This is a genomic window from Kitasatospora sp. NPDC058046 (assembly GCF_042885595.1).
Taxonomy (GTDB): domain Bacteria; phylum Actinomycetota; class Actinomycetes; order Streptomycetales; family Streptomycetaceae; genus Kitasatospora.
Genome location: NZ_JBHVRS010000009.1, coordinates 165,497 through 186,592, shown reverse-complemented (window position 1 = coordinate 186,592; position 21,096 = coordinate 165,497). Strand labels below are relative to the sequence as shown.

20 protein-coding genes are annotated in these 21,096 nt (G+C 73.9%); 6 read left to right on the top strand and 14 right to left on the bottom strand.

Annotated features, from left to right (window positions below; genetic code table 11):
* Positions 1 to 2: 2 nt before the first annotated feature.
* Genes ACFVU7_RS20340 through ACFVU7_RS20330 form a run of 3 tightly spaced genes read right to left on the bottom strand, consistent with a single transcriptional unit; the run spans position 3 to position 2,884 of the window.
* Positions 3 to 1,259 carry a beta-ketoacyl-[acyl-carrier-protein] synthase family protein gene (locus ACFVU7_RS20340; protein ID WP_375877729.1) on the bottom strand — a complete coding sequence of 419 codons (1,257 nt, stop codon included), beginning with the start codon at positions 1,257 to 1,259 and terminating at the stop codon, positions 3 to 5.
* Positions 1,256 to 1,681: a cupin domain-containing protein gene (locus ACFVU7_RS20335; RefSeq protein ID WP_074004532.1), complete on the bottom strand. Its 426-nt coding sequence runs from the start codon at positions 1,679 to 1,681 to the stop codon at positions 1,256 to 1,258. The genes ACFVU7_RS20340 and ACFVU7_RS20335 overlap by 4 nt, the downstream gene beginning before the upstream one ends.
* 27 nt (positions 1,682 to 1,708) lie before the next feature.
* Positions 1,709 to 2,884 carry a SchA/CurD-like domain-containing protein gene (locus ACFVU7_RS20330; RefSeq protein WP_375877730.1) on the bottom strand — a complete coding sequence of 392 codons (1,176 nt, stop codon included), beginning with the start codon at positions 2,882 to 2,884 and terminating at the stop codon, positions 1,709 to 1,711.
* 208 nt (positions 2,885 to 3,092) lie between these two features.
* Between ACFVU7_RS20330 and ACFVU7_RS20325 the strand changes: the two genes are divergently transcribed.
* Entirely contained in the window at positions 3,093 to 4,814 is a 1,722-nt protein-coding gene (locus ACFVU7_RS20325) for an FAD-dependent oxidoreductase (RefSeq protein WP_388046303.1), read from the top strand.
* Positions 4,815 to 4,875: 61 nt separating this feature from the next.
* On the opposite strand, the gene ACFVU7_RS20320 is transcribed toward ACFVU7_RS20325, so the two are convergent.
* Positions 4,876 to 6,537, bottom strand: coding sequence for an APC family permease (locus ACFVU7_RS20320; protein ID WP_049658055.1), 1,662 nt, complete (start codon positions 6,535 to 6,537; stop codon positions 4,876 to 4,878).
* Positions 6,538 to 6,805: 268 nt separating this feature from the next.
* A complete protein-coding gene (locus ACFVU7_RS20315; RefSeq protein WP_049658053.1) occupies positions 6,806 to 7,726 on the bottom strand; it encodes a serine/threonine dehydratase in 921 nt (306 codons plus the stop codon).
* Positions 7,727 to 8,002: 276 nt separating this feature from the next.
* Between ACFVU7_RS20315 and ACFVU7_RS20310 the strand changes: the two genes are divergently transcribed.
* Positions 8,003 to 8,881: a DMT family transporter gene (locus ACFVU7_RS20310; RefSeq protein WP_074004535.1), complete on the top strand. Its 879-nt coding sequence runs from the start codon at positions 8,003 to 8,005 to the stop codon at positions 8,879 to 8,881.
* A 92-nt stretch (positions 8,882 to 8,973) separates the two neighbouring features.
* Entirely contained in the window at positions 8,974 to 9,237 is a 264-nt protein-coding gene (locus tag ACFVU7_RS20305) for a hypothetical protein (protein WP_143204646.1), read from the top strand.
* A 67-nt stretch (positions 9,238 to 9,304) separates the two neighbouring features.
* Here ACFVU7_RS20305 and ACFVU7_RS20300 read toward each other — a convergent pair whose 3' ends face one another.
* Entirely contained in the window at positions 9,305 to 9,631 is a 327-nt protein-coding gene (locus ACFVU7_RS20300; protein ID WP_049657428.1) for a hypothetical protein, read from the bottom strand.
* A complete protein-coding gene (locus tag ACFVU7_RS20295) occupies positions 9,628 to 9,996 on the bottom strand; it encodes an SAV_915 family protein (protein ID WP_117492267.1) in 369 nt (122 codons plus the stop codon). The genes ACFVU7_RS20300 and ACFVU7_RS20295 overlap by 4 nt, the downstream gene beginning before the upstream one ends.
* A 390-nt stretch (positions 9,997 to 10,386) precedes the next feature.
* On the opposite strand from ACFVU7_RS20295, the gene ACFVU7_RS20290 reads away from it, so the two are divergent.
* Positions 10,387 to 12,609: an NADP-dependent isocitrate dehydrogenase gene (locus tag ACFVU7_RS20290; protein ID WP_380782647.1), complete on the top strand. Its 2,223-nt coding sequence runs from the start codon at positions 10,387 to 10,389 to the stop codon at positions 12,607 to 12,609.
* A gap of 72 nt (positions 12,610 to 12,681) precedes the next feature.
* Here ACFVU7_RS20290 and ACFVU7_RS20285 read toward each other — a convergent pair whose 3' ends face one another.
* The 3 genes from ACFVU7_RS20285 to ACFVU7_RS20275 all read right to left on the bottom strand — a co-directional run bounded on the left by ACFVU7_RS20285 (position 12,682) and on the right by ACFVU7_RS20275 (position 15,243).
* Positions 12,682 to 13,353, bottom strand: a complete 672-nt coding sequence (locus ACFVU7_RS20285; protein WP_380781070.1) for a hypothetical protein — start codon at positions 13,351 to 13,353, stop codon at positions 12,682 to 12,684.
* 100 nt (positions 13,354 to 13,453) lie between these two features.
* Complete coding sequence (locus ACFVU7_RS20280) at positions 13,454 to 14,101, bottom strand: YdcF family protein (RefSeq protein WP_117492263.1); 648 nt, start codon at positions 14,099 to 14,101, stop codon at positions 13,454 to 13,456.
* Between the two features lie 125 nt (positions 14,102 to 14,226).
* Positions 14,227 to 15,243, bottom strand: a complete 1,017-nt coding sequence (locus tag ACFVU7_RS20275) for a cytochrome c oxidase assembly protein (RefSeq protein WP_082346077.1) — start codon at positions 15,241 to 15,243, stop codon at positions 14,227 to 14,229.
* 244 nt (positions 15,244 to 15,487) lie between these two features.
* Here ACFVU7_RS20275 and ACFVU7_RS20270 point away from each other — a divergent pair, with 244 nt between their 5' ends.
* The gene (locus ACFVU7_RS20270; RefSeq protein WP_388046299.1) at positions 15,488 to 16,447 is read left to right on the top strand and encodes an NAD-dependent epimerase/dehydratase family protein; all 960 of its coding nucleotides are present in this window, start codon (positions 15,488 to 15,490) and stop codon (positions 16,445 to 16,447) included.
* Between the two features lie 49 nt (positions 16,448 to 16,496).
* Here ACFVU7_RS20270 and ACFVU7_RS20265 read toward each other — a convergent pair whose 3' ends face one another.
* Positions 16,497 to 17,330, bottom strand: coding sequence for an SDR family NAD(P)-dependent oxidoreductase (locus tag ACFVU7_RS20265; protein ID WP_388046297.1), 834 nt, complete (start codon positions 17,328 to 17,330; stop codon positions 16,497 to 16,499).
* Positions 17,331 to 17,537: 207 nt separating this feature from the next.
* Between ACFVU7_RS20265 and ACFVU7_RS20260 the strand changes: the two genes are divergently transcribed.
* Positions 17,538 to 18,164 carry a TetR family transcriptional regulator gene (locus ACFVU7_RS20260; RefSeq protein ID WP_388046295.1) on the top strand — a complete coding sequence of 209 codons (627 nt, stop codon included), beginning with the start codon at positions 17,538 to 17,540 and terminating at the stop codon, positions 18,162 to 18,164.
* A gap of 64 nt (positions 18,165 to 18,228) precedes the next feature.
* On the opposite strand, the gene ACFVU7_RS20255 is transcribed toward ACFVU7_RS20260, so the two are convergent.
* Genes ACFVU7_RS20255 through ACFVU7_RS20245 form a run of 3 tightly spaced genes read right to left on the bottom strand, consistent with a single transcriptional unit; the run spans position 18,229 to position 20,968 of the window.
* Positions 18,229 to 19,281: a CU044_5270 family protein gene (locus ACFVU7_RS20255; RefSeq protein ID WP_388046293.1), complete on the bottom strand. Its 1,053-nt coding sequence runs from the start codon at positions 19,279 to 19,281 to the stop codon at positions 18,229 to 18,231.
* Positions 19,278 to 19,913, bottom strand: a complete 636-nt coding sequence (locus ACFVU7_RS20250) for an RNA polymerase sigma factor (RefSeq protein ID WP_380781060.1) — start codon at positions 19,911 to 19,913, stop codon at positions 19,278 to 19,280. Before ACFVU7_RS20250 ends, ACFVU7_RS20255 begins: the two co-directional genes overlap by 4 nt.
* A gap of 59 nt (positions 19,914 to 19,972) precedes the next feature.
* Complete coding sequence (locus ACFVU7_RS20245; RefSeq protein WP_049656211.1) at positions 19,973 to 20,968, bottom strand: 2-hydroxyacid dehydrogenase; 996 nt, start codon at positions 20,966 to 20,968, stop codon at positions 19,973 to 19,975.
* Positions 20,969 to 21,096: the final 128 nt, after the last annotated feature.

The window sequence follows — 21,096 nt, the reverse complement described above, 5'->3', positions numbered from 1 at the left end:
ACTCACCCCGTTCTGTTGAGCACGACGGCGGACTGGAATCCGCCGAATCCGCTGCCGACCGAGAGGATGCGGCTCAGCGGCAGCTCGCGCGCGGTGCGCGGCACGTAGTCGAGGTCGCACTCCGGGTCCGGAGTCTCGTAGTTGGCGGTCGGCGGCACGACCCCGTGGGCGAGCGCCAGGGTGCAGGCGACGACCTCGATGGCGCCGATCGCGCCGAGCGAGTGCCCGACCATCGACTTGATCGAGCTCATCGGGGTCCTGAAGGCGTGCGCGCCCAGCGAGCGCTTGACCGCGGCGGTCTCGTGCCGGTCGTTCTGCTTGGTGCCCGAGCCGTGCGCGTTGACGTAGTCCACCTCGGTGCGGTCCACCCGGGCGTGGGCGAGCGCGTGGTCGATCGCCCGGGACATCTCCAGCCCCTCCTTGGTGAGGCCGGTCATGTGGTAGGCGTTGCCGAAGGTGGCGAAGCCGCCGATCTCGCCGTAGACCCGGGCGCCGCGGCGGCGGGCGTGCTCCAGCTCCTCCAGGACCAGGACGGCGCCGCCCTCGCCGAGCACGAAGCCGTCCCGGTCGGCGTCGAAGGGGCGGGAGGCGTGCCGCGGGTCGTCGTTGCGCTCGCTGGTGGCCTTGATGGCGTCGAAGCAGGCGACGGTGATCGGCGAGATCGGGGAGTCGGAGGCGCCGGCGAGGCAGATGTCGGCGCGTCCCTCCTCGACCGCCTGGAAGCCGTAGCCGATCGCGTCCAGGCCGGAGGTGCAGCCGGTGGAGACGGTCTGCACCGGGCCGTGCGCGCCGGTCCGCTCGGCCACCGCGGAGGCCAGCGTGCTGGGCGCGAAGGCCCGGTGCAGCTGCGGCTCGGCCTGCCGGTGGTCCACGTCCCAGCGGGCGCCGGCCGCGCTCACCAGGGCGTAGTCGTGCTCCAGCCGGGTGGTGCCGCCGACGGCGGTGCCGAGCGAGACGGAGATCCGCCACGGGTCCTCGGCGGCCAGGTCCAGGCCGGCGTCGGCGATCGCCTCGTCGGCCGCGACCATCGCGAACTGCACGTAGCGGTCGGCCCGTTGGACGTCCTGCGGGCCCAGCCCGTGGGCCGCCGGGTCGAAGTCCACCTCGGCGGCGATCCGGGAGCGGAACCCGGTGGGGTCGAACAGCGTGATGCCCCGGGTCGCGGTGCGGCCGGAGGTCAGCAGCTCCCAGAACGCCGGGACGCCGACCCCGCCGGGGGCGACCACGCCGATCCCGGTGACGGCGACGCGCCGGGTCACGAGACCACCTTGGCGTGTTCCGGCGGGCCGGAGGCCGCGGTCCCCTCGGTGCTCACGTGGCCGAGGTCGGGGCGCGGGGCGAGCGGGCCGAGGTGGAAGACCATCCGGGCCTCGGTGTCGCCGACATTGCGGAAGCGGTGGCGCATGTTGATCGGGATCATCAGGCCCTGGTCCGGCTTGAGCGGATGGGGCTTCCCGTCCAGGTCCACCTCCAGGTCGCCGCAGACGACGAACACGAACTCCTCGGAGTACGGGTGGTAGTGCTCGCCGATCCGCTCGCCGGGCCGGACGATCGCCAGGCCCATGAAGCCGCTGGTCGCGCCGCAGCTGGTGGGGGTGAGCATGGTGCGCAGCTCGGCGCCGTGGCGGCGGTTCTCCGGTGCCTCGTGGACGCTGACGATCCGTGGGGACTGCGTGGTCATGGAGATCTCCCGTGAGATGACGGAACGTCAGTTGTTGATCGGGTCGGCGGAACTGCGGTCGGTGACCGGGTTCATGGCGCGGGCCGCGAGGAAGGCGCCGAGCCCGGCGGCGGTGCGCAGGTCGCCCTGCGGGCCGAGGTCGAGCAGCCCGGCGAGCACGGCGGCCTGCCGGTCGTCGGCCACGCCGAGGGCGGCCGCCGGGTCGGCCTCGGCCGGCACCCGCAGGTCGACCAGGCGCACCACCACGTCCTCGCGGTGGAAGACGGTGGCCGCCGCGACCGGCCCGGTCGGGTCGGCGGTGGCGAGGTTGTCGTGCTCGGCCAGCAGCTCGGCCACCTCCTGCCCGCGGTCCGGGCGCACCGGGTAGAGCACGGCGTGCCGGTGCAGCCGGGCGGAGGCGGGGGAGCTGGCGATCGCCTGGTGCCGGGCGGGCAGCGCGGCCCTGGCGAAGAACGCCCGGGCGGCCTGCGGGTCGCCCAGTTGGCGGCTCTCCTCCAGGTGCGGGTTGAGCGCCTCCTCGACGGCCCGCACCTCGGGCTGCATCGCCACGTGGCGCAGCGCGTCGCCGAGGTTGCCGATCACCTCGACGGCGCGGACCACCCGGTTGCCGAGCATGAACAGCGAGGTGCGGCGCAGCCGGGTGTGCTCGTCCACCTCGGCCCGGGGGGAGGCGTAGCCGGAGAGGATGCGGGCCACCTCGGGCTCGCTGCCGGGCTTGACGGTGAAGGTCAGCGCGTGGCGCACCACCCCGTCCGGGCCGGGGTCGACCCTGGGCGGGCCGACGTGCCCGGCGGGAGTGGTGCGCGGCAGCCCGGGCGGCACCTCCATCGGGGCCCGGGTGCCGGTCGAGCCGGCCGCGGAGGTCTCGCGCAGCACGGCGTAGCGCAGCGAGCGGAAGTTGTCGCTGACGCAGCCGTGCATCGGCTTGACCATCTCCCGGTGGGCCGGGCTGTCCACCCACTCCAGGAAGGTCTCCTGGTCCTTCCACTCGCTGGTGATCAGCCACTGGCGCGGGTCGTTGATCGACTGGCACAGCTGGTCGCTGACGTGTCCGGGGACCGAGGCCACCTGGTGGCGCAGCTGCTCGTACACGTCGAGGAAGCGCTGCTGGGCGCCGTCCTGGATCTCCAGCATCAGCACGACCCGCAGCCGGGTGTCGGCCTCGTCGTGCTGCTTCGGCTGGGGTTCGGACAGAGTTGTCATGATCCACTTTCTGCTCTGGGCCGCACGCTGCGGGCCGTGTCGGCCGTGCCCGGCGGGTGCTCCCCGGCCTGGGAGGGCGGTGCGACGGCGGGTCGGCCGGGCGCGTCGGCGCCAGGCCTGAGGTCGATCGTGGGCGGCGCGGCGGGCGCGGCGCGAGATTTGCGGGCCATCCGGGCGAAGGGGCGCCACGGGCCCCCTCCGGCGGGGGATGGAAGAGCGGGGCCCCCGGTCGAGCGGGCCCGCCGAGGGCGGCGCCGAGCCCAGTCTCCGGGCCGCGGAATCCCCTGACAGGGCGGAGCAATTGATGAATCCGAAGGTTGACGACCGGGTGCCGGTCCTCATCGTGGGCGGCTCGCTGGTCGGGCTGTCGGCCTCGCTCTTCCTCGGGCGGCTCGGGGTCGGGCACCTGCTGGTCGAGAAGCACGCCGACACCTCGCACCACCCGCGGGGGCGCGGCAACAACGTCCGCACCATGGAGCTGTTCCGGGTGGCCGGGATCGAACCCGCGATCCGTGAGGCGGCCTCGATCCTGGCCCCCAACCACGGCATCCTCCAGGCGCCGTCGCTGACCGGCGCCGAGCAGGAGTGGCTGTTCCGGGAGATCGACCCGGGCGGCCGGCTGGCCCGGTTCAGCCCCAGCTCCTGGTGCCTGTGCAGCCAGAACGACCTGGAGCCGGTGCTGCGGCGGGCGGCCCGCGAGCTCGGCGGCGACCTGCGGTTCGGCACCGAACTGGTCTCCTTCGAGCAGGACGCGGAGGGCGTCACCTCGGTGCTGCGCAGCCGGGAGAGCGGCGAGCGGCGGGTGGTGCGCTCGGAGTTCCTGATCGCCGCGGACGGCCCGCGCAGCCCGGTCCGCGAGCGGCTGGGCATCGGCCAGTCCGGCAAGGGCGAGCTGTTCCACAACGTCAGCATCACCTTCCGGGCCAAGCGCCTGGCCGAGGTGGTCGGCGACCGGCACTTCATCGCCTGCTACCTGACCAACCCGGAGGCGGACGGCGCGCTGCTGCCGGTGGACAACCAGGAGGAGTGGGTCTTCCACGCGCCCTGGCACCCCGAGCAGGGCGAGCCGCTGGAGGCCTTCACCGACGAGCGCTGCGAACGGCACATCCGCACCGCCGTCGGCCTGCCGGAACTGGACGTCGAGGTCACCGGCCGGGCGCCCTGGCACGCCGCCGAGCGGGTGGCCGAGCGGTACGGCGCCGGGCGGGTCCTGCTCGCCGGGGACTCCGCCCACGAGATGTCCCCGACCGGGGCGTTCGGTTCCAACACCGGCATCCAGGACGCCCACAACCTGGCGTGGAAGATCTCCGCCGTGCTCTGCGGCTGGGCCGGGCCGGGGCTGCTGGAGACGTACGGGCAGGAGCGCCGCCCGGTCGCCCGGGTGACCGGCGAGCGGGCCTCGGCGCGGTCCGCCGAGCACAGCCACCCGGGCTACGCGGTGGTGCCCGGCGCGGGCCGGCAGGCCGGGGTGCTGGCGGTGGCGCTCGGCTACCGGTACCCGGTGGGCGCGGTGGTCGGTGCGGACCGGGACGGCCCGGTGGTCCCCGAGCAGTTCGAGTCGGCGGGCGAGCCGGGCAGCCGGGCCCCGCACCAGTGGCTGCTGCGGGCGGGGGTGAGGCTCTCCACGCTGGACCTGTACGAGCAGGCGATGGTGCTGCTCACCGGCCCCGAGGGCGGTGCCTGGCAGGCGGGCGCCCGGCGCGCGGCCGACCGGCTGGCCGTCCCGCTGGACGGTTTCCGGATCGGCGACGGGGCTGAGGACGACCTGGCGCCGGAGCCCGGCGCGGACTTCGCCGCCCTGCACGGCATCGGCCCGCTGGGCGCGGTGCTGGTCCGCCCGGACGGCTTCGTCGCCTGGCGCTCGCCCGGCCCGCCGCGGGACGCGGAGGCCGAGTTCGCCGCGGCGCTGCGGACGGTGCTGAGCCTCTGACGGACGCGGACGGGCCCGCCGGTCGCACGGCCGGCGGGCCCGTCCTGTCGTTCGTCGGCGGTCAGTGGCCGCCCTCGTCGACCACCTCGACGTCGGCGACCTCCTGCTCGATCTCCTCGGCCGGCAGCGCCACCCGGATCGCCCAGTAGTAGATGGCCACCGAGAACACCGACACCAGGGCCATGTCGGTCCACAGCGGGATCCGGCCGATGCCGTCGCCGAAGCCGCCGAGCCAGGAGATCAGGCCGAGGCCGATCAGGTAGGGCGGCAGCCACTGGGCGGCCTTCCAGCTCAGTCGCGGCGCGTTCGGCAGGCCCTTCCTGATCGCGTACGCGGCGTAGCTCCCGAGCAGGACGTAGCCGAGCACGATCGCGATGCCCAGGCGGGAGAGGGTGTGCCAGCCGGACCAGTAGATGATCAGGCTGGAGACCACGAACGCGGCCGGGGAGATCACGCCGCCCGCCGGCAGCCGGTAGGGGCGCTCGCGGTCGGGCAGCCGGCGGCGCATCGCGCCGAAGGCCAGCGGGGCGCCGGCGTACATCAGCACGCTGGCGGAGGTGATGAAGCCGACCAGCTCCTGCCAGCTCGGGAAGGGCAGGAAGCAGATCACGCCGGTGACGAAGGCGATGACCAGGCCGAACCACGGCACGCCGTTCTTGTCCAGCTCCTCGAAGCGCTGCGGGGCGTAGCCGTTGCGGCTCAGGCCGTAGGAGATGCGCGAGGTCGAGGTGGTGTAGATCAGCCCGCTGCCGCCGGGGGAGATCACGGCGTCGGCGTACAGCACCCAGGCCAGCCAGCCGAGGCCGACGGTGGTGGCGAGGCCCGCGAAGGGGCCGTCGATGCCGGGGAAGTCGAGCTTGTCCCAGCCGTTGGCGAAGGAGCTGACCGGCAGCGCGCCGATGAAGACGACCTGGAGCAGGGTGTAGACCACGGCGCCGATGGCGACCGAGCCGAGGACGGCGCGGGGGATGTCGCGCTTGGGGTTGCGGCTCTCGCCGGCCAGCTGGATGGCCTGCTCGAAGCCGAGCAGGGCGAAGATGATGCCGCTGGTGCTGATCGCCGCGAGCACGCCCTGGGCGCCGAACGGGGCGAAGCCGTGCGAGGTGAAGTTGGAGCCGTGGAAGTTGGTCACGGCGAGCACGAAGATCGTGAACAGCGGGACGAAGATCTTCAGCCAGGTGGCGACGTTGTTGGTGCGGGCCAGGACGCGCACGCCCAGGAAGTTCACCGCGACGAACACCGCCATGAGCACGGTGGCGACGGCGAAGCCGCTGGCGGTGAGGGTGTTGTTGTCGTTGAGCAGGCCGCCCGCCCAGGGCCAGTGCCGGGCGTAGCCGATCATCGCCTCGACCTCGATCGGCGCGACGGTGGCCGCCTGGAGCCAGGAGAACCAGCCGAAGGACATCCCGGCGAGGCCGCCGAAGGCGTAGTGCGGGTACCGCGCGGTACCGCCCGAGACCGGGAACATGCTGCCGAGCTCGGCGTGCACGAGCGCGAGCAGCACGATCGCCACCGTGCCGATGCCCCAGGAGACGACGGCGGCCGGGCCGGCCGCCACGACGCCCTCCTTGGCGCCGAACAGCCAGCCGGAGCCGATGATCGAGCCGACCGAGGCCCACATGAGGCCGACGAGGCCGACGTGGCGGCGCAGTGACCGCTGGGCGGTTCCGGTTTCGGAACCGGTGCCCTGGCCGGGCGGCGAGATCTGGTTGAGGGAAGCCATGAACGATCTCTCTGTGTGTGGGGACTCCGGGGTGGGCGGAGCGATGAGAGTTGCCACACACTAGGACTTTTCAGCCCCCTCTGCACAGATTTCATTACTGAATGTTTACATTCTTTTCTGGACGTCCTTGCAGGTAGGGGGCGTTATGGCGCCCGGCATATTACGTATCCGATCGATCCGACCGAAATTCGGGCCGCGCCGTGCGGGGTCGCATGATAGGGGAAATTCCCGAGGATGGGAATAGTGGGCTCCGTATAGCGGAGCGGCGCTAGTCCACCAGATCGGACGGGTCGGTGTTGGCGCCGCAGAGCAGCACGGCGACGCGCTCGCCCTCGGCCCGGTCGACGGCGGCGAGCGCCGTGGCGGCCGCGTACTCGACGGCGATCCGGCGGTCCTCCCAGAGCTGCCGGCGGGCGCGCACGATGGCCTCGTCGTCGACCAGCACCGACCGGACGCCCTCGTGCGCGGCGGCGTCCACGGCGAGGGCGGTGGCCCGACGGGCCCCGAGCGAGTCCTGGGCGACGGAGTCCACCGGGACGTCCACCGGGCGGCCCGCGGCCAGGGCGGCGTTCAGCGCGCGGCTGCCCGTCGGCTCCACGGCGAGCACCCGGATGCCGTGCTCGCGGGCCGCCACCGCCACGCCGGCGAACAGCCCGCCGCCGCCGACCGACACCACCACCGTGTCCAGCCCGGGCACCCCGGCGCGGATCTCCGACAGGACCGTCCCGGCGCCGGCGGCGATCAGCGGGTGGTCGTACGCGTGCGAGGACAGCGCCCCGCTGCCGGCCGCGAACTCCTCGCAGGCGGCCAGTGCCTCCGCGTACTCCCGGCCCGCCAGCCGTACCTCGGCGCCGTACGAGCGCAGCCGCGCCAGCTTCACCGGGGAGGCCGTCTCGGGCAGGAACACCGTTGCCCGGACGCCGAGTTCGCGGGCCGCCCAGGCGCAGGCAAGCCCGGCGTTGCCGCCCGAGGCGATGGTCACCCCGGCGTCCGGGAGGGTGCCCGCCTCGGCGTGCGCCAGCAGGAAGTTCTGCGCGCCGCGCGCCTTGAAGCTGCCGGTGTGCTGGAGGAACTCCAGCGCCAGCCAGGTCCGTCCGCCGTCGTCCCCCGGTGCCACCGCCACCGGGCGCACCCGCCCGGCGATCCGCTTCCCGGCGGCCTCGACCTCGTCGTACGTCAGCTGGTCCATCGTGTTCCGCTCCTTCGTCGAGGGGACGTGCCACCGGGAGTCCCGGCCAGGACGACCGTACGTCCCGTCCGTGGGCGAAGGAAAGATCACGAACGCCGGGGCCGGACCGCGCGTAGGCTGGCCCCGTGCGATTCGTGATCCTCCCCCCGCCGGCCCGCTAGCGGGCGGCCCACTCCACCTCCTCCGGCCCGACGGGACTGCCCGCAGCCGGGGCGATGACTGCCGCCCGCGTACCCAGCGGACCTGAACCGGCAACTCATCGTGGAGTACCGACGCATGACCTCGTACACCGCCGTGCCCTTCCGGCGCGGCCTCCTGTCCATCTCCGCCGCCGCCGTCGCCTGGGGCGTCGGCGGCGCCGTCTCCGCACTGCTGATGAGCACCAGCGGACTCGGCCCGGCGGGCGTCTCCTGCTGGCGCTTCGGCGTCGCCGCGCTCTGCCTGGCCCTGCTGCCGGGCCGCCGGCCGCGCGCCGGGCGGGGCGCCGCCGGGTGGCGCGCCGCCGCGCTGACCGGGCTCGGTCTGGCGGTCAGCCAGTGCGCCTACTTCGGCTCGGTGCGGTACGCGGGCCTCGGGCTGGGCACCCTGATCACCATCGGCGCCGGCCCGGTGTTCACCAGCCTCGGCGCCCACCTGCTGCTCGGCGAACGCCTGACCCGTCGAACGGCGGCCGCGGTCGCCCTGGCCCTGGCCGGCCTCGCCCTGCTGGTGGCCGCCCCGGCGGCGGGCCCGCGCCCGGCCCTCGGCGTCGCGCTGGCCGTCCTCGCGGGCGCCGGCCAGAGCGGCCTCACCCTCTGGGCCCGGGGCGGCGGCTCGGCCCGGGCCGGCACCGGCGCCTTCACCACCGGGCTGCTCTGCCTGCTTCCGCTCGTCGCCGTCCAGGGCGTCCAGGGCGTCCTGCCGGTCGACGGGGACCCGCTGGTGACCGCGGTGGCGCTGCTCTTCCTCGGCACCGTGCCCACCCTGTTCGCCTACCGCTGGTACTTCACCGGCCTGACCACCGTGCCCAGCACGACGGCCGCGGTGCTGGTCCTGCTGGAGCCCGCGACCGCGGCGGTGATCGGCGTGCTCTGCCTCGGCGAGCCGCTGACGGCGGGCCTGCTGGCGGGCTCGGCGCTGCTGCTCGCGGCCATCGCGGCGCTGGCGCGGGAGTAGCGGCTCCGGCGCGGGAGCGGCGGAGGGCGGGGGCCACCCGGGCGGGCGTCCTGTGGTCGCCGGGGGTCCGGTGGCGTGCTGTCGTGGTCCGCATGAACAGCTCACTGCCGGCCCGGGTGGCCGCCGCGACCGCCTCCGCCCTCCTGCTCCTCCCGCTCACCGCGGCCGGGACCGTGGCCGCCGCCGGTCCGGCGGCGGCGACCGGGCGCCGGGACGTCACCGCCGACCAGTGCCGGGGCGCGGGCGGGCACGTCGAGGGCAGCGGCTACTGCGTCGACGCGGATGGCGAGGACGCCTGGGGCGAGCCCATCGACGGCCAGGCGGTCAACCCGAACCCGCGGCCCGGGGAGGAGTGAGCGCCGTACGGGCCCCGCGCCCCGCTCCCGGGCAGGGGAGCGCGGCGCGAAGCCCGTACGGGGTCGGTCAGGGCACCGGGCGCAGGGTGACCGGGGCCGGGGTGAGGGCGCGCAGGACGAGGTCGACGCGCACCTTGGCGGCGCCCGCGCGGTACAGCGCGGTGGAGATCGTCCGTAACTCCTCGGGGCCGGTGCAGGCGAGGCGCAGTTCGAGGTCGGCCTCACCGGCCAGGGCCAGGCCGCTCTGGACGGCGGGGAACTCCGCCGCGAGGCGGTCGAAGTCGAGCGGGACGGGGCCGTGGCTGATCCGGGCGATCGCGTGCAGCGCCCGGGCCGGGCGGGCCCGCCCCGCCGGGTCCGGCTCGTCCGGGACGAGCCGGAGCGGGGCGGTCACCGGTGCTGGAACTGGACGGTCGGGGCCGGGGCGGAGGGCGCCGCGACGGGGGCGCGGCCGGGCGGGGCGGTCCTGGACGGGGCCGTGGCGGAGGGAGTGGCGGCGGAGGGGGCCGCGACCGAGGGGGCGACCAGCCGCGGGTCCAGTACCAGGGTGTCGATCCCGAGCGGGGCGGTGAGGTCGCGGAGGGCGGGCTCGCCGAGCTCGGTGCGGGCCTGGTCGGGCCCGAGGAGGGCGGCGAGGGCCTCGGGGCTGGAGAATCCGACCGCACAGCGGCGGCCGTCGCGCAGGCGGAACAGGCGGAGTGCGGTGGTGCTTCCGGTGCCGGAGACGGTGACCGGAACGTGCCAGACGGCGCGGGCCATGCGAATGCTCCCGAGTGGGGTGGTGGTGCCTGCCGGAACTACTGCCTCGACGCTAGGTCGACCCGGCCCGGGAGGCTCCGGTCCTGACGCGCCGTTGACCGAATGCGGTCGTGCGTTGACGCACTCCTGACGTTCGGCTCACCCGAGTGGACCAAACCACTGGTCGGGCGCTCCGCTTGCCGAGCGCCCCGACCCGGACGACCGTGGAACCCGTCCCCCGTCACGACCTCCGTTCCGTCCTCCACGCCGCCCGTCGGAACGCCCCTCCGGGAGGGCCGGGGCGCCCGCCGACCGGGCCGGTGCGCGCCCGGAAACGGGGGGAGGTGGAGTCGGAGGCCCGTGACGAGATATCTTGACGTCAAGACGTTGGAGACGTGAAGCGGAGTACCGATGACTGACTCGACCATCATCTATACGCACACCGACGAGGCTCCGGCCCTGGCGACCTACTCGTTCCTGCCCGTGGTGCAGGCGTACGCCTCGACCGCGGGTGTGCGCGTGGAGACCCGCGACATCTCCCTGGCCGGGCGGATCATCGCGAGCTTCCCGGAGCGTCTGACCGAGGCGCAGCGGATCGGCGACGCGCTGGCCGAGCTGGGTGAGCTGGCCAAGACCCCGGACGCCAACATCATCAAGCTGCCGAACATCTCGGCCTCGGTGCCGCAGCTCAAGGCCGCCGTCGCCGAGCTCCAGGCCCAGGGCTACGCCCTGCCGGACTACCCGGACGACCCGCAGACCGACGAGGACAAGGACGTCCGCGCCCGCTACGACAAGGTCAAGGGCAGCGCCGTCAACCCGGTCCTGCGCGAGGGCAACTCGGACCGCCGCGCCCCGCAGTCGGTCAAGAACTACGCCAAGACCCACCCGCACCGCATGGGTGCCTGGACGGCCGACTCCAAGACCAACGTCGCCACCATGGGTGAGAACGACTTCCGGTCGACCGAGAAGTCCGCCGTGATCGCCGGTGACGGTGCGCTGCGCATCGAGCTGCTCGGCGAGGACGGCACCACCACCGTGCTGCGCGAGAAGGTGCCGGTGCTGGCGGGCGAGGTCGTCGACGCCTCGGTGCTGCACGTCGCCGCCCTGAACGAGTTCCTGGCCGCGCAGATCGCCCGGGCCAAGGCCGAGGGCGTGCTGTTCTCGGTGCACCTCAAGGCCACCATGATGAAGGTCTCCGACCCGATCATCTTCGGCCACGTGGTCCGCGCCTTCTTCCCGAAGACCTTCGCCAAGTACGGCGAGGTGCTCGTCGCCGCCGGCCTGAACCCGAACAACGGCCTCGGCGGCATCCTGGCCGGCCTCGACAACGTGCCGCACCTGGGCGCCGAGATCAAGGCCTCCTTCGAGGCCGAGCTGGCCGAGGGCCCGGCCCTGGCCATGGTCGACTCCGACAAGGGCATCACCAACCTGCACGTGCCGAGCGACGTCATCGTCGACGCCTCGATGCCGGCCATGATCCGCACCTCCGGCCACATGTGGGGCCCGGACGGCAAGGAGGCCGACACCCTCGCCGTGCTGCCGGACAGCAGCTACTCCGGCGTGTACCAGGCCGTCATCGACGACTGCCGCGCCCACGGCGCCCTGGACCCGGCGACCATCGGCTCGGTGCCGAACGTCGGCCTGATGGCCCAGAAGGCCGAGGAGTACGGCTCGCACGACAAGACCTTCGAGATCGCCGCCGCGGGCACCGTCCGCCTGGTCGACGCCGAGGGCAACGTGGTGCTGGAGCAGGCCGTCCAGCCGGGCGACATCTTCCGCGCCTGCCAGACCAAGGACCTGCCGATCCAGGACTGGGTCAAGCTGGCCGTCACCCGCGCCCGCGCCACCGGCGTCCCGGCGGTGTTCTGGCTGGACGAGAACCGCGCCCACGACGCGGTGCTGATCGAGAAGGTCAAGAAGTACCTGCCGGAGCACGACACCACCGGCCTGCAGATCGAGATCAAGTCCCCGGTCGACGCCACCACGTTCTCGCTGGAGCGCATCCGCCGCGGCGAGGACACCATCTCGGTGACCGGCAACGTGCTGCGTGACTACCTGACCGACCTGTTCCCGATCCTGGAGCTGGGCACCAGCGCCAAGATGCTGTCGGTCGTCCCGCTGATGGCGGGCGGCGGCCTGTTCGAGACCGGCGCCGGCGGCTCCGCCCCGAAGCACGTCCAGCAGCTGGTCAAGGAGAACTACCTGCGCTGGGACAGCCTCGGCGAGTTCTTCGCGCTGGCCGCCAGCTTCGAGCACCTGGCCACCACCACGGACAACGCCCGCGCCCAGGTGCTGGCCGACACCCTGGACCGCGCCACCGGCACCTTCCTCAACGAGGACAAGTCGCCGAGCCGCCGCCTCGGTGGCATCGACAACCGCGGCAGCCACTTCTACCTGGCCACCTACTGGGCCCAGGAGCTGGCCCAGCAGACCGACGACGCCGAGCTGGCCCAGGCCTTCGCCGGCCTGGCCGCGACGCTGACCGAGCAGGAGTCGGCCATCGTGGACGAGCTGATCGCCGTCCAGGGCTCGCCGGTCGACCTCGGCGGCTACTACCAGCCGGACCCGGCCAAGGCCGCCGCCGTGATGCGCCCGTCGAAGACCTTCAACGAGGCGCTCGCCAACCTCGGCTGAATCCAGGCGAGTTGAGGCACCGGAGGCCCCCGGGTCGGTCCGTACGGACCAGCCCGGGGGCCTCCTCCGCGCTCAGGCGTCGGCCGGCCGACGGCGGCCGAGCAGGCCGGTCTCGTGCAGCAGGAGCGCCTGGCCGCCCCACACCAGCACGGTGCCGACCAGACAGGCGAGCGCGACCAGGATGCCCATGCCGATCCTGACCGGCCGGTGCTCGGCCACCTCGCCGGTCGAACCGTCCGCCCACACCTGTTCCCGATGGCCGTCCGGGTGGTCGCCGTCGTGGGAGCGGCGGACCTGCTCCCAGTCCTGCCCGGCCGCCGTCCAGCGGTAGGTGCAGCTGTAGACGTCGATCGAGCCGATCGGGCCGCGGTCGCTCTCCAGGGTCTCCGAACCGGAGACGTGGCAGCCGCTCAGGGTGGCCGTCACCGCCTTGTCGGTGCGCATCCAGCTCCGGATGTCGTCCGTGGCGGACGCCGCCATCAGGACGCCGACCAGCGGCGGCACGAGCAGGAACAGGCCGATGCCCACGACCGCGCCGGGGGAGACCTCGTACCGCAGGAACGGTCCCGAGGCCGCCGCGCCCGCCAGCAGGGCGGCCCCGAACACCCACCCGTGCCAGGACAGCCACCCCGGGTCGTCGAACACCCACTGCCAGGCGGCCAGCCCGCCCACCACCGCCGCGACCAGGGCGGCCGCCAGGGCCACCAGGACGCAGGCCCGCTGCAACGTGCTCCACTTGGACACGCTCGTGCCCCCTCCGCACTCGGTTCCGCCTCCATCCTGGCGGAGGGGTGCGACACGATCCAGGGCCCGGCACCTGGGTCGCTGTGCTCCGGGACCGTCCTCAGGACAGTCCGAGCAGTGCCCCGGCCCCGGCCGCCGCCACCACCAGGAGCAGGGCGGCCCCGTGCGGGCGCCACAGGGCGAGGGCGGTGCCGACGGCCTCGCGCAGCAGGAGGTACGGGCCGTGCGCCAGCGGGCCGTCCGCGCCGAGCACGGCGGCGGGGGCGCCGGCCCGGCGGGCGGCGAGGGCGGAGCGGACGGTGTGGAAGCCGTTGGTGACCACCGTGCAGCGGTAGCCGGGGCGCTCGGCGGCCATCAGGGCGGCGCTGAAACGCAGGTTCTCGGCGGTGTTCACGGCTCGCTCCTCGCGCCGGATCCGCTCGGCCGGGACGCCCCGGGCGACCAGGTAGCGGGCCATCGCGGCGGCCTCGGTGCAGTCCTCGTGCGGGCCCTTCCCGCCGGTCACCACGACCAGCGGGGCGTACCCGGCGGCCTCCTCGGCGGCGAAACGTTCCAGCGCGGCGTCCAGCCGGGCCGCCAGCGGGGGCCCGGGCTCGCAGCCCTCCAGCGCGGCGCCCAGGACCACCAGGTAGTCGGAGCCGGCCGGCACGGGCCGGCGGCGGTGGTACAGCGCCAGGCCGAGGAAGCCGAGCAGCCAGAGCGGGACGGACCCGCAGAGCAGGACGGCGACGAACAGCAGGACGTGCATATACGTTCGAACGCCTGCGGCGGAACGACCGTTCCGGGGCGCTCCCGGAACGGCGGAACCCCCGTTCCGGAGGCGGAACGGGGGTTCCCGGGAACGATCGTTCCGCGGTGAGTGGTGGGGTGGCCTCAGCCGGCCTCGGCCGCCGGGGTGGCGCCCGCCACCGGGGCGGCCGGGGCGGCCGGAGCCGAGCCGGGGCGCCGGTCGCGCTTGTGCAGCGAGGCCAGGTAGGCGTTGTACGCCTCCAGCTCGGCGTCGCCGGTGCGCTCCTCGGAGCGGTCGCGGCGGCGGGCCTGCCGCTGTTCGGAGCCCATCCACTGGTAGACCAGCGCGATCAGCACGATCGCGGTCGGGATCTCGCCGAACGCCCAGGTGATGCCGCCGGCCAGCTTCTGGTCCTCCAGCAGGTTGGTCCCCGGTGGTGCGCCCTCCACGGTGAAGGTGGTGACCAGCGGGTGGCCCGCCATCATCACCGCCACGCCGAAGAAGGCGTGGAACGGCATCCCCATGAACAGCTCGATGATCCGCATCACGTGGCCCGGGCGGTGCGGGCCCGGGTCCACGCCCATGATCGGCCAGAAGAAGGCCAGACCGGTGAGCAGGAAGTGCACCATCATGAAGATGTGCCCGAGGCGGTACTGCATCAGGAAGTCGAACAGCGGGGTGAAGTAGACCCCGTACAGGCTCGCGATGAACATCGGGATGGTGAACGCCGCGTGCGAGACGATCCGCATGTACCGGCTGTGCAGCAGCGCCACCAGCAGCTCGCGCGGCCCGCGCGGACGGCCCTTGCCGGCCGGGCGCAGGGCGCGCAGCGCCAGCGTGATCGGGGCGCCCAGCAGCAGCAGGATCGGCGTCAGCATGGAGAGCACCATGTGCTGGATCATGTGCGCGCTGAACAGCACCATGCCGTAGTCGTTCAGCCCGGTGCAGGTGACCAGCAGCATGGTGGCGACACCCGCCGCCCAGCCGACCGCCCGGCCGATCGGCCAGCGGTCGCCGCGCCGGTACAGCCGCACCACGCCCGCCGCGTACAGCCCCAGGAGGACCAGTCCGCCGAGCAGGAACACCCAGTCGGGGGACCAGGTCCAGACGTTGGACAAGCTGAACGGGCCTAGTTGGGTCATCCCGCCGTGGTGGTGCATTCCTGACATTCCGTCGCCCATCGGCGGGTCCTGCTTTCCGTCCTCGTGGTCCAAAACGCGGGTCCGGTTCGCCCGTTTTGCTTGACATACAGCCTAGGTGGGCCTTACCCCGGGCCATCCCCCCACCCCCTCCGTACGGGTGTCTCCCCACCGGAGCGCCTCCTGGCTAGACTGACCGGCCGGTCGGCGGGGAGGCTCGGGGCTCGGAGTCCGAGGGCTCGGGGATTCGACAGGAGGCTCGGAGATGGCGACGGAACACGGCCCCGCGGCGCCCACCACGGTCGCGCTGACCGGGGCGACCGGCTTCATCGGCTCCGGCGTGCTCGCGGCCCTCGCCGCGCGCGGCGTCCGGGTACGCGCCCTGGCCCGCACACCGCCCCAGGACGCCGTACCGGGCCCCGCCTGGGTCCCGGGCGACCTGGCCGACCCGGCGGCGCTCACGGAGCTCTGTACGGGCGCCGGGGCACTGGTGCACCTCGCCTCCCGGGTCGACGGCGGAGCCGAGGAGTGCGAGGCGGTCAACGACCGGGGCACCGCCGCCCTGATGGCGGCCGCCACCCGCGCCGGGGTGCGGCGGATCGTCCACCTCTCCACGGCCGCGGTCTACGGCGAGGGCCCGCACCAGGGCATCGAGGTGGACGAGGTGCCGCCCGCCCCGGTGTCCGAGGCCAGCCGCACCCGGCTGCTCGGCGAGCGCCACGCGCTGGCGGCCGGCGGGTGCGTGCTGCGCCCCGGACTGGTGACCGGCACCGGCGACCGCTGGGTGGTGCCCGCGCTGGCCGAGCTGGTCCGCCGGGTGCCGGTCCGCTGGGAGGGCGGCCGCACCCGGCTCTCGATGGTCGACCGCGCCGACCTGGCCCGGCTGATCACCGCGCTCGCCCTGGACGGGCAGGCCGCCCCGCCGGGCGTCCACCACGCCTCGCACCCCGACCCGGTCCGCGGCGGCGACCTGCTCACGGCCCTGGCCGCCCTCGGCCTGCTGCCCGCCCCGGACGGCCCGGACACCCCCTGGGAGGAGTGCCGCCGACTGCTGGCCGCCGCGCCCGGCCGGGTCTCCGAGCGGCAGTTCGGCCTGATCGCCCGCGACCACTGGTACCGCAGCGACCGGATCTGGCACCTCGCCGCCTGCCCGCCCGGCCCCGGCCCCCTGGCCCGCCTCCCCGAGGCTGCCCCCTGGTACCGCCGGGCGCTCGGCCGGCCCTGAGGGGCCGCCGGGAGGCGGGCGTCGCGGCCGGGGTCCTCCCGGTCCCGGTTCAGGAGGCCGCGTCGGCGAGCAGCGCGGTGGTCAGCTCGTGGAGGCGCCGCGCCGCCTCGGGGTCGAAGGCGGGGCCGGTGAGCTCCAGCGGCTCGCCCGTCATGGAGGCGGAGATGATCTCGGTGGGCGGCGCGTCGAGCGCCGCCAGGACCGGCACGATCCCCTCCTCCACCGGCCTGGCGTTCCGCCGCGCGGCCTCGATCTGCTCGGCCATGACCGGGTCGTACTCACCCGAGAAGCCGGTGCGGACGCTGCCCGGGTTCAGCAGCACGTACCGCACCGGACCGGCCGGCCGCCGCTGGGCGAACCCGACGCCGAGCAGGTCGTTGAGGCGGCTGCCCTGCATCAGGGCGTCGATGCCGCTGTAGTCGCGCTCACGGCCCAGGTCGTCCCAGCGGATCTCGCCGAAGTCGACGCCCGGGCCGCAGACGTTGACCACGACGGGCGCCGGTGCGGCGGCCAGCAGGTCGGCCAGTTCGTGGCTGAGGACGAAGCGGCTGAGGTAGTACAGCGCGAAGGTGTGCTCGAAGCCCTCGGTCGTGACCAGGCGCGACGAGCGGAAGTGCTGGGCGCACAGGACCAGTCCGTCGATCCCGGCGAACCGGTCCCGGATCTCACCGACGGCCCTGCGGGTCTCGCTGACCAGGCTGAGGTCGGCGGCGATGAAGTGTGCGCGGTCCCCGGCGCCGATGCGCTCGGCCTCCGCGAGCACCTCGGCGCCCTTCTCGGCGTTGCGGCCGAGGACGACGACCTCGTCGCCGCGCCCCAGGTGCGTCAGGGCAACGGCCTTGCCGATGCCGTCCGTACCACCCGAGACAACAATCGTTTTCACGCTGGGACCTCCACGGAACGGTGAACACGGGAGAACTCGCGGCGGGCAACGCCGGTGCGGCGGGAACCGACCTGTGGGAAGGCATGCGCATACGCGCGCCGCCAAGTCATCGATTGATGACTCGGTCGAAGCTAATCGCGCCGGGATACCATGTCAACAGCTGATGACTTGATGCCGCAGCACCTGTCGATCCACCGGGAGAATGCCGTGAGCGCACCGTCGAGCGGCCGGCCGCCGCGCCACAAGCGCGACCGGGAGGCCACCCGAGCCGCCCTGCTGGCGGCCGCCCGGGTCCACTTCGGCCGTGAGGGCTACGCCGGGGCGAACGTCCGCGGCATCGCCCAGGACGTGGGCGTGGACGCCTCGTTGGTGTTCCGGTACTTCGGTTCGAAGCGGAAGCTGTTCGAGGAGGCGTCGGCCGAGGACGCGCAGGAGGCCGGGGCCGTGCTGGCCGGCCCGCCCGGCCAACTCCCTTACAGGCTGCTGGAGATGATCCTCCGCGAGGAACGGCCGGAGTCGGTGGGCGACCACCCGTTCATCGCCATGCTGCGGTCGGCCGGCGACGAGACGATCCGCGGTCAGCTGCACGACCAGGTGTGCGACACCTACATCGCGGGCCTGCGCGCCCTGGTCGACGGGCCGGACGCGGATCTGCGGGCGGAGCTGTTCAGCGCCTGGCTGCTGGGCATCAGCGTGGTGCGGACCGTGGTGCGCAGCGAGGTGCTCGCCGCCGCGACCCTGCCCGAGGTGGCACCGTACTTCGACCAGGTGGCCGCCGCCCTGCTCGGCGGGGGCGGCTCCGCCGATGACCGACGAGGTGGGCCCGATCGTTGAGGGGCCGCCGGTGCCGGGGTGTTCCCGTTGCGGCGGCCGGCGGCCCCCATCGGGCGTGGGACCGTCAGGCCGTGGCCTGCCCGGCGCCGGGGCGCTGGTTCTTCGCGTCGACGACGGCCCGGGTGACGATGGTCGTGCGCTCCACGACGGTGCCGGGCTTGATGCCGTACTCCTCCCGGACCTGCACGCCACGGCTGCCGAGGTACTGGTGGCTCTCCCGATCGAAGATCCACTCCGATCGCTCGCCGGTCTGGGGGTCGAGCCGCGCCAACGCGATCCCGTCGCGGCCGGAGACGTCCTGCGCGTGCTCGACCACCACCACGCCCGGGATCTTGCCGGCGGCCTCGTAGAGCGCGGCGGCGAGGGCGGAGGGGACGAGCTGCTCGCGGATGATGGAGCCGATCTCGTTGAACGCCTGCTGGTCGTGGTCCCGGTCGCCGCTCACCGTCGAGTAGACGGACTTCAGCAGCGCGTCGGGGTCGGCGGGCTGGGCCGCGAGCCACTGGTAGGTCAGCTGCTCGCGGGGCTCCTTGGTGTCCAGCGTGATGCCGCCCTTCGACTGGTAGCCCGGCTCGTCCAGCCAGCCCCTGGTGCCGTCGGGGGACTTCCACACCTCGCGGTCGTGCAGCGGCTGGACCCAGGTGGCGGACTCCCCGGTGTCCACGTTGTGACGGGTGGCCATGAAGGAGACCTGGCTCTTGACGTAGACGAACTGGCCCGGTCCGGGCTGGGGCGTGGTGCGCGCCGTCGCGGCGGCGGCGATCGCGTGGACCGTCGAGGCGAGCTGGACGGTGCTCCCCTCCTCGATCCGCACGACGGGTGCCCTGACCAGCCGTGGGGAGCCGACGGTGTCGGCCGGGGTGTTCAGGGAGACGACCACGGCGAGGGCCGCGGCCGCGGCGACCGGCGCCGCGAAGAGGACGGTGCGGCGCAGCGGGCGCCGTACCGGGGCGGCCGCGGGGGCGGCCTGGTCGGGCCGGTGGATCTCGCTCATCAGGTGCTCCTCGAGCAGGTCCTGGCGGTCGGCCGCCAGGCGGGGATCGGCCGGCGCCGGCAGTAGACGGGCCAGTTCCGCGTGGTCGAGCGGTTCGGTGTGCCGCCGCGAGTTGCGGATCATCGGTGCGTCTCCTTGTGCGGCCGGGCCGCGGTGCTGCGGCTGCCCTGTACTTGTCCGGGGATCGGGAGCGGTTCCGTGTTCTTCTGCGCGGCGCGCAGTTCCTCGGCCGCGAGTCTGCGCAGTCGGGTGCGGGCGCGGGAGAGGCGCGAGCGTACGGTGCCGACGGGTATGCCGAGGGTGGCCGCCGCCTCCGCGTAGCCGATCCCGGACCAGACGCAGAGCGCGAAGACCTCGCGTTCCGAGCGCCGCAGGCGCCCCAAGGCCTTGTGGGCGGCGGCGAGTTGCTCGGAGTCGGCGATGCGGCCGACGAGTTCGTCGGCGAAGTCGGGGACCGGGTCGGTCGCGGGCATGCGGGCCAGGGCCGCGCTGTGGCGGCGGGCGGCGCGCGTCGTGTTGCGCAGCACGTTGACGGCGATGCCCATGAGCCAGGGGCGTGGACTGTCGCCCTCGTCGCGGAGTTTCCCGCGCAGGCGCCAGGCCTCGAGGAAGGTCAGCGAGACCACGTCCTCGGCGAGTGCCCAGTTCCCGGTCACGCGCACGGCGTGGCGGTACACCAGGGAGGCGTGGTCCCGGAAGAGGTCGCGGAACGCTTCGGGGTTCCCGGCCCGGAGCCGGGAGTGTGGATGGTTCACGTCATGCCTTGTCCGGGCGGGAGGACCGGTTCCCGTGACCCGGGTCACCATCCGCGGTGTCAGTTCCTGGGGACCAGGGTGTTCTCGTTGCGGCGGCCGGCGGCGTGGTCGTCGATGTTGCGGGCGGTGGCGTCGATGATCTGGCCGACGGCGGTGCGGGTGAAGTAGGCCTGGTGGCTGGTGACGAGGACCTGGGGGAAGGTGACGAGGCGGGCGAGGGTGTCGTCGGTGATGCCCTCGATGGAGCGGTCGGTGAAGAAGACGCCGGTCTCCTCCTCGTAGACGTCGAGGCCGACGCCGGAGAGGCGGCCGGCGCGCAGGGTCTCGACCAGGGCGGCGCTGTCGACGAGGCCGCCGCGGCTGGAGTTGATGAGGATGGCGTCGTCCTTCATGCGGGCGAGGGCGGCGCCGTCGATGAGGTGGTGGGTGGCCGGGAGGAGGGGGACGTGGAGGCTCACCAGGTCGGCGCGGGAGAGGAGTTCGGGCAGTTCGGTGTAGTGCATGCCGAGGTCGAGGCAGGCGGGGTTCCGCGCGATGTCCCAGCCGAGGAGTTCGGTGCCGAAGCCGGCGGCGATGCGGGCGAAGCACTCGCCGATCTTGCCGGTGCCGATGACGCCGACGGTCATGCCGTGGATGTCGCGGCCGAGGAGCCCGTCGAGGCGGAAGTCGAACTCGCGGGAGCGGCTCGCGGCGCGGGTGAGGCGGCGGTTGACGGCCAGCGCGAGGGTCCAGGCGTGTTCGGCCACGGAGTACGGGCTGTAGTGGGAGACCCGGGCGACGGTGAGGCCGAGTTCGGCGGCCGCGTCGAGGTCGATGTTGTTGAAGCCGGTGGAGCGCTGGGCGATCAGCTCGGTGCCGCCGGCGGCGAGGACGGCGAGGGTCTCGGCGTCCAGGACGGCGTTGACGCTGCTGCTGACGGCCGGGTAGCCGGCGGCCAGCGGGGCGGTGTCGCGGTTGAGGAACACGTCGAGGCAGCGCAGCCCGTGGCGGCCGGCGAAGGCCTGCTCCAGCAGCGGCCGCTCGTCGGCCTGCACTCCGTAGGCGAGGATCTCCATGCCGGACACGCTAGCGGCGGGGGCCGCCGGACGCCCGCCGGGTGCGGCAGGCGCCCCCGGGACGTACGGAGGCCTGGGACGTACGGAGGCCCCCGGGCCGCGCGGGGCGGGCCGGGGGCCTCCGGGGA